At 45.9% G+C, this 15,792-nt stretch carries 11 protein-coding genes and 1 pseudogene; 6 read left to right on the top strand and 6 right to left on the bottom strand.

Annotated features, from left to right (window positions below; genetic code table 11):
* The first annotated feature begins 30 nt into the window (after positions 1–30).
* Together uvrA and ACBR23_RS23175 are read left to right on the top strand one after the other, a co-directional pair.
* Complete coding sequence (gene uvrA, locus ACBR23_RS23180) at positions 31–2,994, top strand: excinuclease ABC subunit UvrA (RefSeq protein WP_371120530.1); 2,964 nt, start codon at positions 31–33, stop codon at positions 2,992–2,994.
* 122 nt (positions 2,995–3,116) lie between these two features.
* Positions 3,117–4,637, top strand: a complete 1,521-nt coding sequence (locus tag ACBR23_RS23175) for an aminotransferase class I/II-fold pyridoxal phosphate-dependent enzyme (protein WP_371120529.1) — start codon at positions 3,117–3,119, stop codon at positions 4,635–4,637.
* Between the two features lie 35 nt (positions 4,638–4,672).
* On the opposite strand, the pseudogene ACBR23_RS23170 reads toward ACBR23_RS23175, so the two are convergent.
* Positions 4,673–5,179, bottom strand: a pseudogene (locus ACBR23_RS23170) (RNA-guided endonuclease InsQ/TnpB family protein); the annotation flags it as partial.
* Complete coding sequence (locus ACBR23_RS23165) at positions 5,163–5,342, bottom strand: hypothetical protein (RefSeq protein ID WP_371116680.1); 180 nt, start codon at positions 5,340–5,342, stop codon at positions 5,163–5,165. The gene ACBR23_RS23165 and the pseudogene ACBR23_RS23170, both read right to left, overlap by 17 nt.
* A 212-nt stretch (positions 5,343–5,554) precedes the next feature.
* Here ACBR23_RS23165 and cbiT point away from each other — a divergent pair, with 212 nt between their 5' ends.
* Positions 5,555–6,148 (top strand): precorrin-6Y C5,15-methyltransferase subunit CbiT, encoded by a 594-nt coding sequence (gene cbiT / locus ACBR23_RS23160; protein ID WP_340518917.1) that lies wholly within the window; start codon positions 5,555–5,557, stop codon positions 6,146–6,148.
* Between the two features lie 532 nt (positions 6,149–6,680).
* The gene (locus ACBR23_RS23155) at positions 6,681–7,595 is read left to right on the top strand and encodes a phosphatidate cytidylyltransferase (protein WP_341737757.1); all 915 of its coding nucleotides are present in this window, start codon (positions 6,681–6,683) and stop codon (positions 7,593–7,595) included.
* A gap of 54 nt (positions 7,596–7,649) precedes the next feature.
* Here the strand turns inward: ACBR23_RS23155 and ACBR23_RS23150 are convergent, their stop codons facing one another.
* On the bottom strand, positions 7,650–8,708 hold the full coding sequence (locus ACBR23_RS23150; RefSeq protein ID WP_371120528.1) for an NAD(P)/FAD-dependent oxidoreductase: 1,059 nt from the start codon (positions 8,706–8,708) through the stop codon (positions 7,650–7,652).
* A gap of 355 nt (positions 8,709–9,063) precedes the next feature.
* Here ACBR23_RS23150 and ACBR23_RS23145 point away from each other — a divergent pair, with 355 nt between their 5' ends.
* Positions 9,064–9,909, top strand: a complete 846-nt coding sequence (locus ACBR23_RS23145) for a hypothetical protein (RefSeq protein WP_341734206.1) — start codon at positions 9,064–9,066, stop codon at positions 9,907–9,909.
* Positions 9,910–9,945: 36 nt separating this feature from the next.
* Positions 9,946–11,502: an O-antigen ligase family protein gene (locus ACBR23_RS23140; RefSeq protein WP_371120527.1), complete on the top strand. Its 1,557-nt coding sequence runs from the start codon at positions 9,946–9,948 to the stop codon at positions 11,500–11,502.
* Positions 11,503–11,697: 195 nt separating this feature from the next.
* Here the strand turns inward: ACBR23_RS23140 and glmS are convergent, their stop codons facing one another.
* From glmS to ACBR23_RS23125, 3 genes are all read right to left on the bottom strand, one after another.
* Positions 11,698–13,599 carry a glutamine--fructose-6-phosphate transaminase (isomerizing) gene (gene glmS / locus ACBR23_RS23135; protein WP_341737760.1) on the bottom strand — a complete coding sequence of 634 codons (1,902 nt, stop codon included), beginning with the start codon at positions 13,597–13,599 and terminating at the stop codon, positions 11,698–11,700.
* Between the two features lie 543 nt (positions 13,600–14,142).
* Positions 14,143–14,388, bottom strand: a complete 246-nt coding sequence (gene psaC, locus ACBR23_RS23130) for a photosystem I iron-sulfur center protein PsaC (RefSeq protein ID WP_015175986.1) — start codon at positions 14,386–14,388, stop codon at positions 14,143–14,145.
* 222 nt (positions 14,389–14,610) lie between these two features.
* Positions 14,611–15,516, bottom strand: coding sequence for a CoB--CoM heterodisulfide reductase iron-sulfur subunit B family protein (locus ACBR23_RS23125; RefSeq protein WP_371120526.1), 906 nt, complete (start codon positions 15,514–15,516; stop codon positions 14,611–14,613).
* Positions 15,517–15,792 lie beyond the last annotated feature (276 nt).

The following is a 15,792-nucleotide window of genomic DNA, read 5'->3' as shown; positions in this document are numbered from 1 at the left end:
GATAGTTAAGCACTGTTTTGCACTACTCCCATGTCCCAACGCCCCGAAACCTCAAACAGCCAGCCAAGTGCATCCCTCAACGGGCATAATCTGACGACTCCTAACTCTCATAACCAAAATACGATTCGGGTTCGCGGTGCCAGACAGCACAACCTCAAGAATGTGGATTTGGAACTGCCGCGCGATCGCCTGATCGTGTTTACGGGTGTGTCCGGTTCTGGTAAGTCTTCCCTGGCTTTCGATACAATTTTTGCCGAGGGACAGCGCCGCTACGTGGAGTCTCTCAGCGCCTACGCGCGACAGTTTTTGGGACAGTTGGATAAGCCGGATGTGGACGCAATTGAGGGCTTGAGTCCGGCTATTTCGATCGACCAAAAGTCAACTTCCCACAACCCGCGATCGACTGTGGGCACTGTTACAGAAATTTATGATTACCTGAGACTACTCTACGGCAGAGCTGGCGAACCCCACTGTCCGATTTGCGATCGCTGCATTGCACCACAGACAATAGATGAAATGTGCGATCGCGTCATGGCCCTTCCTGACGGTACTCGCTTTCACCTTCTCGCGCCCGTGGTACGCGGAAAAAAAGGCACTCACCGCAAATTATTATCCAGTTTAGCCACAGAAGGATTTAGTCGAGTCAAAGTTAACGGCGAGATTTTAGAACTTTCGGAAAATATCGAATTAGATAAAAATCTAACGCACAACATCGAAATAGTTATTGACAGGTTAATTAAAAAACCTGGTTTAGAAGAACGTTTAGTTGATTCTCTCTCGACTTGTCTGCGTCATTCAGAAGGAATTGCCATCATAGAAGAGTTACCAGCAGAGGAAAATTCCGAACCAAATCCACCCATCGTATTTTCCGAAAACTTTGCGTGCCCGGAACACGGCGCAGTAATGGAAGAACTGTCGCCCCGGTTATTTTCATTTAATTCGCCCTATGGTGCGTGTCCAAACTGTCACGGTTTGGGCAGTTTACGCACCTTTGCGCCAGAGTTGGTAGTCCCGGATGCGAAAGCGCCTATTTATTGTGCGATCGCCCCTTGGTCTGACAAAGACAATTCCTATTATCTCTCTTTACTTTGCAGTGTTGCTGATGCTTGCGGATTTAATATTGACATTCCTTGGTATCGTTTAAGGCCGGAACACCAGCGGGTACTTTTGTATGGCAATGAGGAAAATCAAACAAGAGAAAATAAGAAACGCGACCCCAATTCCAGCGATTTAAGAAGAGATTTTAAAGGTGTAATTGCCATGTTGCAACGCCAGTATGAAGATACTGGTTCTGATTTGATTAAGCAGAAGTTGGAACAGTATCGCGTTGATAAACATTGCCATGTTTGTCAGGGTAAACGCTTGAAACCAGAAGCACTTTCAGTGCGGTTGGGACAGTACGGCATTGTAGATTTAACCAGTATTTCGATTCGGGAATGCCGGGAACGAGTAGATAATTTAGGATTGAGCGATCGGCAATTTCAAATATCCGATTTAGCCCTCAGAGAAATCAAAGCCAGACTGCAATTTTTGCTTGATGTCGGATTAGATTATTTGACTTTAGACCGCGCAGCAATGACCCTTTCTGGTGGGGAAGCCCAGCGAATTCGACTAGCTACTCAAATCGGTTCCGGTTTGACTGGAGTGCTTTATGTTTTGGACGAACCCAGCATTGGTTTGCACCAAAGAGACAATTTTCGACTGCTGCAAACTTTAACAAAGTTACGAGATTTAGGCAATACTTTGATTGTAGTAGAGCATGATGAAGAAACAATGCGATCGGCAGATCACATTGTGGATATCGGACCGGGCGCCGGCGTACACGGCGGCAAAATTATATCCCAAGGAAGTTTAGCAGACTTGCTAGCCGCTGAAGAATCCTTAACTGGTGCTTATCTGTCAGGAAAGCGAGTAATTGAAACCCCAGCCCAAAGGAGAAAAGGCAATGGCAAATCTCTCTCCATCACCAATGCAAGGCGCAATAATTTAAGAAATATTAATGTAGAAATTCCCCTCGGAAAACTTGTCTGTGTTACGGGAGTTTCAGGCTCTGGAAAATCTACATTAATCAATGAATTGCTGTATCCTTCCTTACAACACTACCTCACCAAAAAAGTTCCTTTACCACCAGATATGGACGCGCTCAAAACCAAAGGTGAACGCTCTATAGAAGATGTAGTTGATAAGGTAATTGTCATCGATCAATCTCCCATCGGTCGTACTCCGCGTTCCAATCCCGCCACTTACACGGGAGTCTTTGATGTGATTCGAGATTTGTTTTCCGAAAGCATTGAAGCTAAAACCAGAGGTTACAAAGCCGGACAGTTTTCTTTCAACGTAAAAGGAGGCAGGTGTGAAGCTTGCAGCGGTCAAGGTGTTAACGTCATTTCGATGAATTTTCTGCCCGATGTTTACGTGCAGTGTGAGGTTTGTAAAGGGGCGCGCTACAACCGGGAAACCCTGCAAGTGAAGTATAAAGGCAAGTCAATTTCTGATGTTTTGAACATGACTGTGGAGGAAGCTTTGGAAATGTTTAAAAACATTCCTAGGGCGGGGGCTAGACTGCAAACTTTGGCTGATGTTGGCTTGGGTTACATTCAGTTGGGACAACCCGCACCGACCCTTTCTGGGGGCGAAGCACAGCGGGTGAAATTGGCAACGGAATTGTCCCGTCGCGCTACTGGGAAGACGCTTTATTTGATAGATGAACCGACGACTGGTTTGTCGTTCTATGACGTTCATCATTTGTTAAATGTGTTACAAAGATTAGTGGATAAGGGGAATTCCATTTTGGTGATTGAACACAATTTGGATGTGATTCGGTGCTGCGATTGGGCGATCGATTTGGGGCCGGAAGGGGGAGATAAGGGAGGTGAGATAATTGTGGCTGGAACGCCGGAGGACGTGGCGGCTAATCCTCGTTCTTATACTGGGAAATATCTGCAAGTTGTTTTGCAGGAACATCCTTTGGGTGAGGCTGTAGCTGTCACTTGATTCGGCGATTAAAAGAGAGAATTATTAACAGTCGTTGCCGAGAAATTCCCAAAAATTGCACACAGCCTAGCCAAAACTCAAGCCGCTCTCAAATAATCAACTCAGGATGAAACAAATCAGGGATGAACTCTCAAACAAACACGCCTTTATTAGATGCTTTGCGCGATCGCACAAATCACCATCACTCCCCATTTTACGCCCCCGGACACAAAGGCGGTCAAGGAATCTCAGGGCGGTTAGTTGAGTTATTAGGCCCACAAGTATTTCGATCGGACCTCCCCGAATTGCCAGAATTAGATAATCTCTTTAATCCAGATGGCGTAATTGCAGAAGCTCAAAATTTAGCTGTTGAGGCATTTGGGGCCGAACATACTTGGTTTTTAGCAAACGGTTCGACTTGCGGAATCATCGCGGCCATTGTCGCAACTTGCGGCCCAGGAGATAAAATTATCCTACCTCGAAACATCCATCAATCGGTAATTTCTGGTTTGATTTTATCCGGTGCAATTCCTATTTTTGTCAATCCAGAATACAACTCGGATTGGGATATTGCCAACTGCATCACCCCAGAAGCCACCGCAGCAGCATTAACACAGCATCCCGATGCCAAAGCAGTGATGGTGCTTTATCCAACCTATCACGGCGTGTGTGGGGATTTGCGGGCGATCGCCAAAATTACCCATCAATACAACATACCATTATTAGTAGATGAAGCCCACGGCGCACACTTCAACTTTCATCCCAACTTGCCAGAATCAGCACTATCAGCAGGTGCCGATTTAACAGTACAATCAATCCACAAAACTCTCGGTGCAATGACACAAGCCTCAATGCTCCATGTCAAGGGTTCTAGGGTAGATATCCAAAAATTAAATAGAGCTTTACAGTTAGTACAATCCACCAGTCCGAGTTACATATTATTAGCATCCCTAGACTCCGCCCGTCAACAAATTGCCCTCGACGGCAAACAGTTGATGACCCAAACTTTACTACTAGCAGAAAAAGCGCGATCGGCAATCAGTAAAATTCCAGGTTTATCAGTTTTAGAAACATTAAATACACCCGGTTTTGTCGATTTAGACCGCACGCGACTGACAGTAAAAGTATCTGACTTGGGAATCACAGGATTTGCAGCAGATGAAATTCTGCACTCTCAACTCGGCGTTACCGCAGAATTGCCAATGCCACAACATCTCACATTTATTATCAGCTTGGGAAATACAGAATCAGATATTGACAATTTAGTTAAAGCTTGTACTCTTTTAGCTGGAAGGAAGGAGAAGGAAGAAGAACCCCTCCCTCATGACTCCCAAGGGGGGAATGGGGGAAGGAAGAAGCAAGATTTTTCCCATCCCCCACTCTCCCCATCCCCCACTCTCCCACTCCCCGATTTTCCCCCTCCTCCACTCTCTCCCCGCGAGGCCTTCTTTTCCCCAACGGAAACAGTAGCAGCAGACAAAGCAGTCGATCGACTCAGTGCCGAACTCATCTGTCCTTATCCCCCAGGCATACCTGTGTTGATGCCCGGTGAAATCATTACCCAAAAAGCCCTGGAATACCTCAAACAAATCCACTCCGCCGGTGGCAAAATCACAGGTTGCAGCGATACCCACCTCCAAAGTCTCAACGTTGTGCGAAATTGACACTCCGGGCGCGTGAACGCACGGGGATTCTTGGATCAATCAGTCAACTTGCCCGTTGATGTCACCACCAGCGAGTAGAGGTCGGTCTGTCCCCAAGCGTTAATTCCGGTGTGCCCCACCGTATTTAAAATAATTCCTGCACGGGCTTTCAATCCCTTTGCTAGAATATTCAAAGCTGCATTGTGGTCGCGGTCTAACACCGCACCGCAATTACAAATATGAGTTCTGACTGAGAGCGATTTCTGGACACGATTCCCGCAACTTGAACAATCTTGGGAAGTGTACTGAGGAGCAACAGCAACCACTGTTTTACCGTACACCTTCCCAAAGTATTGCAACCATTCAGCAAACTGTGACCATGCTGCATCGCTAATTGATTTAGCAAGTTTATGATTTTTTACCATATTTCTCACTTGAAGGTCTTCGTAAGCTACAAAATCATTAGATTTCGCCACGCACAACGCCGTCTTAATGGCGAAATCTTTGCGCTGCCTACTAACCTTTAAGTGTTTTCTCCCTAACTTATTAATCGCTCTCTTTTGCCATTATGGCGCATTGCTTGTAGAGGTCAAGTAGCTTAACTCCTTGATTGTCGATCCAATATCTGAGAGCTTTGTTTCGGACAAACTGAGCTGTGCGGATCATTTCGTCGATGACCCCGTACTGCTGCGGCTTGCCTTTTAACTTGAACTCTAGTACAATCATGGAATCATTCTATCATGTTTACTATCAATTGTGGATATAAATCGACCGATTCAAGAATTTTTACACTCGAATTAAATCCGTCCTAGAAGGACGGGGCTTTAGACCCAGTTTTTTGGTAAATATTAAGGCTGGGCGAAATGGGGAGAATTTTTAAAGGTTCCTCATTTCCCACTGCGGCTTGGCTGGAATTTAAAATCTAAAATAGAACAACTATGCTTTGGCCCTACGTCACTCCTGGTATCCCAGACGATTTATTTGAACGTTTACCGGGTATTCCCATGAGTAAACGAGAAGTCCGACTGCTGTTAATTTCTCACCTACGACTACAAGCAGACTCAGTGGTTTGGGACATTGGCGCAGGTACTGGTACGATCGCCGTAGAAACAGGTTTGTTATGTCCCAAAGGTCAAATTATCGCCATCGAAAGAGATGAAGAGGTGGCCAACTTGATTCGCAGAAATTGCGATCGCTTCGAGCTCAACAACGTAGAAGTCATAGAAGGTAGCGCCCCGGAATGCCTCAAAAATCTGTCCCACCCCCCTCACCGAGTTTGCATAGAAGGAGGCCGCCCCATTAAAGCCATTGTCCAAGAAGTCTGGGGGTACTTGCAACCCCAGGGTCGAATTGTCGCCACCGCCAGCAATTTAGAGAATCTTTACGCCCTTTCCGAAAGCTTCGCCCAATTGCAAGTCCGCAACATTGAAGTAGTTCAGTCCGCCGTCAACCGTTTAGAGACTCGTGGGCTCAGTCAAACCTTTGCCGCTGTCAATCCCATATTTATTCTCAGTGGCGAAAAGCTAGATTAGAACTAAGTTGTTATTGGTTATTGGCGGCGCGACATCGGCTTAGTCTAAGGGTTATTTGTTATTTGTTATTTGTTATTTGTTATTTGTTCGTTCTAATAACCCATAACCAATGCCTCCTTCCCCATTCCCGATGCCCCATTCCCATTCCCCCCAAGGGCGGCAAGGGGCAGGGGGGTGCATCTCATATTTTGCAAATATATTCGTAGGGGCGAAGCATGACCGCAGACAATTTATTAGGGATAACCAGAGATTTACAGCGGTCATGCTTCGCCCTTAGAAAATCGGGATGCTCCCAGGGCAGGGTTCCCCATTCCTAAATGTAATTCTTAATCTTGTTTACTTTCACTTAACCTTCATAATAATAAGGGCGACCATAGCTTGGTTGACTAGCTAACTTCAGATATTGGACCACCGATGGGGGATGGGGGCTAGCTGTGTCAGGGAGAAGCCCCTGCCCCAGAAAAATCCCAAACCCCAAATCCCCAATCCAAAATCGAATAATTCACCGCCGTCTGCAAGAGAAATTCATTTTATGCCGTGGTCTCGTATCCTCAGTGGAATAGTTGCGATCGTCCTTGCTTTGGGCATGATTATATTGGGCGGATGGTACTTCACCGTCGGCTTCGGGATCATCGTCTACCTAGGTCAACTAGAATATTTTCAACTAGCCAGGGCTAAGGGCATTGCACCTGCTGCCAAAACTACCTTAGTTGTCAGTCAAGTTCTGCTAATTACCGCCGCCCTTGCACCACAACTGGTAGATGCTATGTTTCCCCTAGCTGGAACCTTCATCTGTTTCTACCTGCTGTTCCAGCCTAAGCTATCGACGATCGCCGATATTGCCGCTTCAATTTTAGGATTGTTCTACGGCGGTTATTTGCCCAGCTATTGGATACGGCTGCGAGTCGGACTTGACCCTGTTTATCAAGCGACCACTGGATTTGGTCAAACAGTGGCCAGCAATTCACTAACTCAAATTTATCCCCAGTCTTGGATCAATATCAGCCATATTTCTTTGGGATTAACTTCCCTACTGCTAGCTTTCCTTTGCATCTGGGCCGCGGACATTGGCGCTTATTTTGTCGGCAAATTCTTCGGCCGCACTACCCTCTCCCACATCAGCCCGAAAAAGACGGTTGAAGGTGCCGTGTTTGGAGTTTGTGGCAGTATAGCAGTTGCCGCCACCGGGTCTTGGTATTTGAATTGGCCTGGCTGGCCCTATACTGGGGCTGCTTTTGGTCTGTTGATTGGTGTTGCCAGTTTGTTGGGGGATTTAACTGAGTCGATGATGAAACGAGATGCCGGTGTTAAGGATTCGGGGCAGTTGATCCCCGGTCACGGTGGCATTCTCGATCGCACTGACAGTTATGTTTTTACAGCACCGTTAGTTTACTATTTTGTGACTTTACTCTTGCCCGCGATCGACTTTTATCTGATTAATCAATAGACATCTCCCATAATTATTGTGAAACAGGCATCCTGCCTGTTCTTGACAAGCTTTTTAGGAGATGTCTAATGATTTGACCCAATTAGCGGCGGCAAAACCCGATCGCAAAGCACCTTCAATTTGATTTCCCCCGCACAAATCCCCCGCACAAACTAAGGGTAAAGTTCCCTCAGCAGCCAAACAAGAAACAGGCAAAGGATTTCTACAAAAAGCATAGCGCCAACGGTGAACCTGCAACCATTCAGGCTCTTTTAGCCAAGGCATCAAATATTCAGAAGTGCGATCGAGCAATTGTTGACCCACACTAGGCAAATCCGTAGCATCAAAATAGCGATCGGCAAAACTTGCACTACTGTGAACCACAAACACAGGCTGAGGCGATTCCAGTCGCTTGCTACTATCAAAACCAATCCAAGCTAAATCAGAATTATCTCGAAAATCAACAGTTTTCCACGGGTAATTTAGATTACTCAAATCGGGTTGGCGTTCCGCAGGATAGCCAGCCATAACCGTAATGCAAGCGTCATAATTAACCGAGTGCAATTTGTCAAGAAAATCGGGCGAAAATCCCAGGTCTGCCTTTAAAAACAGTAAAGCTTGGGGTGCAGGAATTGCGACTACGATCGCCTTAGCAATCAATTCTTGAGGCTTGTTAAAATTGTCATCAGTAACTTCTAGAGAAAGATGCCACATTTGGTTATCTGTACTAGAAATAGCTTCTACGCGACGCCCTGACCAAATTTCTAAACCCTCAGCCAGGTACTTACCTACAGCATTCATTCCAGCAGGTGCAACATAACAGTCCCTCGGAATCGAAAAAACCTCTCCCCCGACTCCATTTTCTCCCTCTCGGAATTCCCCAACAGTATCAGTCCAGAGTTTCAGGATATCGCGATCGACCAAAACATCAATTAACCCCTGCACCGCATCCCCCTGGGATTCCAGATAGCGAGCCCCATGATCGGCCCTAGTACCATTAACACGGCGAGTAGCAACTCTGCCGCCCACACCGCGAGATTTTTCCACAACCACCACAGAATAACCAGCCAGACGCAACTGTTGAGCACAACTGAGCCCCGCCATACCAGCACCAATCACCGCAACATCAAACATAATGAGTCAATAGTCAATAGTCATTAGTCATGAGACATCTCCAAAAACTCTTGTGGGATAGGCATTGGGCCCAGCCAAGACTAGCTTTTTACCAGATGTCCACTTATCAGCTTAAAGGCTGCGGGGGAAGTTTCTGTGCCATATTTCCACTTGTGGCCAAGGGTTGACAGTCCTAGCTAGGGCGGCTCCCCGCCATCGCCCCGCACCAAGTAGTAGAATTAAGGACAGCACGAATCCGTGATTAAGACCAGTTAAAAAAAAATGCCACTGTAGGCAGATTTCCCAACCCGATCGTTGTCAAACAACAGCAATCCCAAATCTCAAATCTAAAATCCCATAAGGGAGGGCAAAAATCTTGGACGAACTCAGAGCAGCGCTAGAATTGGCTACAGAAGAAGAATTGCAACAACTCACAGAACTCCTGTTCAGCCGCAGGTTTAACCCTTTAGATTACGTGCAAACCCCAGCACCGATCGATGTCCAAAGTCGCGATCGCGAAGCTTGGCTAGATGCCGTAGAACAACGGTTTCGCTACCTCTCAGCCGACGGATTGACGGTACTCAGAGGGCGGACTGAACAAGTAACTTACAGACAAGCCCTAATTCAAGTTTGTCGCTATCTCAAAATTCCCTATCCCAAACAGTTGTCAACCACCGACTTAGAAGCAGAAGTATTTTTGCACTTAATGGGCCGCGCATGGAAGCAGTTACCTTCCCAAGAAAAACAAGCATTGACTGTACGAGTACAGCGAGCAATTGTCGAGTCTAAACTCTCGGAACCTCTGCCAATTTCTGCGGAAAAAGACCCCTTGGGTTTACTTTTCAAAGGTGGTAGCGCTTTAGCTGTTAGTTCCATCGTCAAACCAGTTTTACTCAAACTCATGGCCCATCAATTTGCACTGCACTTTGCCACCTATGAAATGGCAAAACAAGCAGCGATCGCCGGTGGAACAGCCGCAGCAACCCAGTTTCAAAATTATGTCGCCATTCAGACTGCCCGACGCTCTATGGCGACAAGTGCTGCTCGTTACGGTGTGACGCGGAGTGTGTTTTCATTTCTCGGCCCGGTGTTGTGGACGTGGTTTTTAGCTGATTTAGGCTGGCGCTCGATTTCAACTAATTATAGTCGGATTATTCCTACCATTTTTGCCTTGGCTCAAATTCGGTTAACGCGATCGGAATGCACCTGGGAATTAGCCTAAAGATTTGAGATTGTAGATTTTAGATTAGGAGTGTCGGTGAATAGTAAAAAACGGTTAAAATTAGGTGTAAAACTGACAGTAGAAAATCTCAAATCTCGACTTCAAAAACATCCAGATCGCAGTTTGCAAACCCCTTGGAATTTTGCTCAATTGGGAGTGCTGATTTTTCCTATAATTCCGATTTTGGGAGCTTTAGGAATCTTCCTGGGATTAATCGGCACTTGTTCCCAACAAAAATTTAGCCAAATTAGCACTCACCCGGTGAATCGAGGTTTTGCAATTCTCAGCGTGTTGCTAGTCATCACGGCGGTTTTTGCTAACAACCACATAGAGGCTTTTTTAGGATTGGGTAATTTCTTGCCGTTTTTTATACTTTTTGTGGCATTCAGTCGTTTAATTCAAACTCCCACTCAATTGCGGCAATTGTCTTGGATAATAGTAATTAGTTCAATTCCCGTCATAATTTTGGGTTTGGGACAGCAATTTTTAGGTTGGAGTGGCATTGTTCAATTACAGCCCGTTTTTGGCTGGGTACTCGAACCCAAAGGCAATCCTCCTGGTAGGATGGCTTCTGTATTTATGTATGCCAATATTTTAGCTTGTTATCTAACTATTGTTTTTATTTTAGCTTTGGGATTGTGGATGGAAGAAGTCAGTTGTCAGTTGTCAGTTGGCAGTTGGCAGTTGGCAGTTGGCAGTTATCACCAATTACCAATGCCCAATGCCTTCCCCCCTTGCGGAGGGTTAGGGGGGGGTTGCCCGATGCCCGATGCCCGATGCCCGATGCCCAATTCCCAATTCCTATTTTTAACTTTTGCAGTGTTGGGAAATGCTGTTTGCTTGATTTTTACTAATTCTCGTAATGCTTGGGGATTAGCCGTTTTGGCTGCTGTGGCTTTTGCTGTTTATGCAGGTTGGAAAAAAATATTAGCTGCGGTTTTTAGTGCTGTTGGTGCAGTTTTTTTGTCAGCTTTTGGTCCGCAACCTTTGCGACAATATTTACGAACAATTATCCCGGCTTTTTTCTGGGCGAGACTCACCGATGAGATGTTTCCCAATCGACCGACAGCGACTTTAAGAACTACTCAATGGCAATTTGCTTGGTCGATGACTCAGCAGCGTCCTTGGACTGGTTGGGGATTGCGAAATTTTACGGATCTCTATGAAGCTCAAATGCACGAATGGCTTGGTCATCCTCACAGTTTGATACTGATGCTGACTGCGGAAACGGGAATACCAGTAACGCTGTTTTTTTTGGGTTTAGTTGGGTGGATTTTGGCTAGGGGTGTTTTGCTGTTGTTGAATTGGCGATCGCATTTTCCTGTGGATATTCAACCGCCGCCAATAACCACACAGCAAACTGAGGCAAATTATGAAGATATTGATATCACAAATGCGGTAATTTGTCAAGAATATAATTCAGGCGATCGGCTAATTTTCTTCAGCTATTTATTAGCTTTCGCAGCCTGCACCTTATTTAACACTGTAGATGTCACCGTGTTTGATTTTCGAGTGAATACTATAAGCTGGCTACTGTTGGCGGCAATTGGCGGAATAGGGAATAGGGCATTGGGAATAGGGCATTGGGAATAGGGCATTGGGCATTGGACATTGGGCATTGGGCATTGGACATTGGGCATCGGGCATCGGAGGCATAGACTGGGAAACAAATAACAAATAACCGATAACAAATAACCGATAACAACAGTCAACAGTGAACAGTCAATAGTGAACAGTCAACTGTCAACTATCAACTGCCAACAGTCAACCGTCAACCGTCAACTAATATTATTCCACTGTCACCGACTTAGCCAAATTCCGAGGCTGATCCACATCCAAACCCCGTCGCGCCGCAATATGATAAGCCAACAGTTGTAGGGGAATTACGGTAACAATTGGTGACAATAATTCATCTACCAAAGGTACGGGCAAAACATGATCGAAAATATCCGCTTCCGCTGCACCTTGCTTGGGGGTAACTCCAATTAAACGGGCATCTCTAGCTTTCGCTTCCTGAGCGTTGGAAAGCACCTTTTCGTAGACGCTTCCGGGCATGGCGATCGCCACTACAGGCACTTTGGCATCCAAAAGGGCGATCGGGCCATGTTTCATCTCTCCAGCGGGATATCCTTCGGCATGAATATAACTAATTTCCTTCAGTTTCAAAGCCCCTTCCAAAGCAATGGGAAAGTTAATTCCCCGTCCCAAAAAGATAAAATCTTGGGTTTCAGTAAACTGGTGGGACAATTCCTCCACATACTGTTCCTGAATCTCCAAAAACTTTTCAATTATAGCAGGCAACTGGCGCAAACCAAGCAGGATTTCTGCCAATCTTTCGTTACTTATAGTCTGTCGTTGATGTGCCAAATCCAAGGCTAAGAAATAGAAAGCCATCAACTGAGTGACAAAAGTTTTGGTAGCAGCCACCCCAACTTCGATACCAGCGTGGGTGTTAATAATGTGTGGTATCATGTGGGCGATCGAGCTTTCTATCCTGTTAGTAATACCTAACATTCTCGCCCGAAATTTATCAGTCAAACCCGCTCGGCGCTGCTGTTCCATTCCCAAAGCAGCCAGTGTATCTGCCGTTTCTCCCGACTGTGTTACCCCAATAATTAAAGTATTGGCTGTCACCGGTGCCGGTGCGTAACGATATTCGGAAGCGTACTGCACTGAAGTAGGAATATTCGCTAACTGTTCCAACAAATATTTGCCAATTAGGGAGGCGTGCCAGCTCGTTCCACAGGCTAAAATGGAAATTTGTTCGACATCGGCACAAAGCTCCTTTGGCAAGTTGAGATTAATCGGAGAGTCTTTACTTTCAGGGTTCCAGTTGTTGTCTAAATATGTCTCTAAACAAGCTCTGACTACGGCGGGCTGTTCGTAAATTTCCTTGTGCATGAAGTGTTTGAAGCCCTGTTTCTCCACTGCAACCGGACTCCAGCCGAGGAGGCGCGGGCTTTTTTTCAGCTTTTGCCCTGCAAAGCTGTAAACTTCAACTCCCATGGGAGTTAGTCTGGCTGCTTCTCCATTTTCCAGAGACAAAACAGCGCGGGTATGAGACACTAAGGCGGGGGTGTCAGAAGCGCAGAAAAATTCCCCAGCACCAAAGCCAATTACCAAAGGAGCTTGCTGTCTAGCGACAATTAATTCGTCGGGAAAATCTGCACATATCGCCGCGATTGCAAAGGCTCCTTCTAATCTATTTACCGCCTTTAAAACGACTTCTAAAAACGAAATATCGACCTGGGCATCTGACTTATTCCTTGTGTACTCAGCCAATAATTCAGAAATTAAATGAGGAATAACTTCGGTATCCGTATCGGAAACAAATTTATGTCCCTTCGCTTTTAATTCTTCCCGCAATTCGCGATAATTTTCGACAATGCCATTTTGAACTACTGCAACTCTCCCGCTATTATCCATGTGAGGGTGAGCGTTATATTCTTCTGGCTTACCGTGAGTTGCCCAGCGAGTGTGTCCGATACCAATGGAAGCTGGAGATTCTATCTCTGCTAGTTTTTCCCGCAGGTTGTGCAATTTACCCTTGGCCCGGATGCAAGTAATTTCCCCTTCCCAGATGGTAGCGAGGCCCGCTGAATCGTAACCCCGATATTCCAGTTTCTCTAATCCTGCTAGCAAAATCTCGCTTGCTGCTTGGGTGCCGATATAGCCAACGATTCCGCACATTTGAGGTACTCCTGCTTAGCGATCGTAAATCAAAACCAATTTTTATCAAGATAGCACGGGAAGCGGAAAACCCCGTGCCTTTAGGACCAAGATGGAAGGGATTCGCCGGATTTGATGAATCAAACCACTAGATTAATTATTAATCACGGTGAATTAAACGGTATCAATATTATGGTTTTTTATGGCAATAAAAAATAAAAAATATTATTAATCAGATACAGGGGAGTGTCCATGGCGAATGCCGAATGGCGAATTGTTAGTGGTTACTTGTTAGTGACTTTTCTCATACCCAATGACCAATTACCAATGACCAATGACCAATGACCAATTACCAATTACCAATGACCAATTACCAATTACCAATGCTCGATTGTACCTCCTATGAGAGCTCGAAAGGCTATATCGCTGCATTTTCAGATTGCTCTGCTTGCTGTTGCTATAGCTTCTAACTGGGGCAGAATGTAGAGCCCACAGCAAAAGAGAGGGAGCAATGTCATTGCCCCCTCTCCGGTGTTTGTAGTTCGATCGCGTGTCGATCGAATTTTAGTAAGCTAGACCCATACTGCGAGTTGTTTCTGCTCCCAGGTAAACCCGGATGCTGAGAAAATCGGTAGGGCAAGCAGTTTCGCAACGCTTGCAGCCTACACAGTCTTCTGTGCGGGGAGATGAGGCAATCTGAGCTGCTTTGCAGCCATCCCAGGGCACCATCTCCAAAACGTCAGTCGGACAAGCGCGGACGCATTGAGTGCAGCCGATGCAGGTATCGTAGATTTTGACTGAATGAGACATTGAATAAAGGCTCCCAACGAGTCACTAAAAATTTGCGGACTCTGCGAGTTAAAAGATTTGACGGCTTGAGGCCACCGCTATAACCTGCACAGAGAATTAAAAGTAAGTCTACCGCAGTGCCTGGAAGCACTTCGCCAAAAAGCGACAAAACTTCACAGTTATTTGATGTTCAGTGTTAGAAAGGACTAAAGTCCTTACTACAAACCTGAGCAAATTGATACACTAAAAGCCTAATTTTTCCAACACGGGCTTTGTGGAAACAATATGTCTGTCTAGTCCTAGTTTTTTTGGCTCAACACCCAAAGCCAAAGCCACCAATTGCGGTAAATGCAGCACCGGCAAACCCAACTTGCGCCCAATTACTTTTTCCACTTCCGGCTGTCGCGAATCCAAATTTAAGTGACAAAGCGGACAAGGTGTTACCATACAATCAGCACCGTTGTCAAGAGCATCTACAATATGTTTGCCAGCCATCTGAAAAGATTGGTTAGTGGCATAACTTGCTAGGGGCCAGCCGCAGCAATGTGTCCGTCCTCGATAGTAAACCGGAGTTGCGCCGATCGCCCGAAACACATTTTCCATCGATTCCGGTTGGTGCGGGTCATCGTAAATTAGATGGTCCTGAGCTCGCAGCAAATAACAGCCGTAAAAAGCCGCGCACTTTAAACCCGAAAGTTTGCGGGTGACTCGTTTTTGCACTTCCTCCAAACCGTAGTCGGCAACGATCGCCCACAGCAGATGTTTCACCTCGGTAGTGCCTTGGTAGGGCGAACAGCCTTGTTTTTCCAGTAAACCGTTCACTTTGTCGATGTAGTTGCGATCGGTTTTTTGGCAATCCTTGAGGCGATCGTCCACATGACCAATTACCCCTTGACAAGTGCTGCAATGGGTGAGTAAAGGCAGATTCAGTTGCTCAGCCAATGCAATATTGCGAGCATTGACAGTATCTTCCAGCAACTGCGAATCTTCTTTAAAAGTGCCAGAACCACAGCAAGAAGCTTTTTTGAGTTCCACCAGTTCAATGCCCAAGGCTTGAGTCAGTGCTTGGGTAGACTGGTAAAGTTCGCGGGCGGCACCTTGGGCGACGCAACCGGGAAAGTAAGCATATTTGAGATTTGGGGATGGCATAGTCGTTTCAGCAGGAGACAAGGAGAGGGACAAGGAACAAGAGCGATCAAAGTTGGGATGCTTCCTGCTTCGTTTCGGTTCTTTATATCCTTACCTAGTTTTAAACAATTATTATCGATGAGGACGCATTTTTTAGGTTGGTGGCGGGGCGATCGGTTCGCCTCTAATAATTAATTCATTAAAAAAAGCTGGACAACAAGCACATATGGTGCGAAAGTTTTCCTAGGGCTAAATATGTGAAACCCAATGAAGCAGCTAACACTCTGGGAGTTTGCC

It is taken from the genome of Microcoleus sp. (assembly GCF_041354475.1).
Classification (GTDB): Bacteria; Cyanobacteriota; Cyanobacteriia; order Cyanobacteriales; family Microcoleaceae; genus Microcoleus.
Note: the sequence above shows the minus strand (reverse complement) of the source record. Positions and strands in the feature narration are given on the sequence as shown.

Excerpts from the sequence above, each read along its gene's own strand:
- ACBR23_RS23165 (WP_371116680.1), bottom strand. The coding sequence starts at position 5,342 with ATGATTGTACTAGAGTTCAAGTTAAAAGGCAAGCCGCAGCAGTACGGG.
- cbiT (WP_340518917.1), top strand. The coding sequence starts at position 5,555 with ATGCTTTGGCCCTACGTCACTCCTGGTATCCCAGACGATTTATTTGAA.
- glmS (WP_341737760.1), bottom strand. The coding sequence starts at position 13,599 with ATGTGCGGAATCGTTGGCTATATCGGCACCCAAGCAGCAAGCGAGATT.
- psaC (WP_015175986.1), bottom strand. The coding sequence starts at position 14,388 with ATGTCTCATTCAGTCAAAATCTACGATACCTGCATCGGCTGCACTCAA.
- ACBR23_RS23125 (WP_371120526.1), bottom strand. The coding sequence starts at position 15,516 with ATGCCATCCCCAAATCTCAAATATGCTTACTTTCCCGGTTGCGTCGCC.
- uvrA (WP_371120530.1), top strand. The coding sequence starts at position 31 with ATGTCCCAACGCCCCGAAACCTCAAACAGCCAGCCAAGTGCATCCCTC.
- ACBR23_RS23155 (WP_341737757.1), top strand. The coding sequence starts at position 6,681 with ATGCCGTGGTCTCGTATCCTCAGTGGAATAGTTGCGATCGTCCTTGCT.
- ACBR23_RS23150 (WP_371120528.1), bottom strand. The coding sequence starts at position 8,708 with ATGTTTGATGTTGCGGTGATTGGTGCTGGTATGGCGGGGCTCAGTTGT.
- ACBR23_RS23175 (WP_371120529.1), top strand. The coding sequence starts at position 3,117 with ATGAACTCTCAAACAAACACGCCTTTATTAGATGCTTTGCGCGATCGC.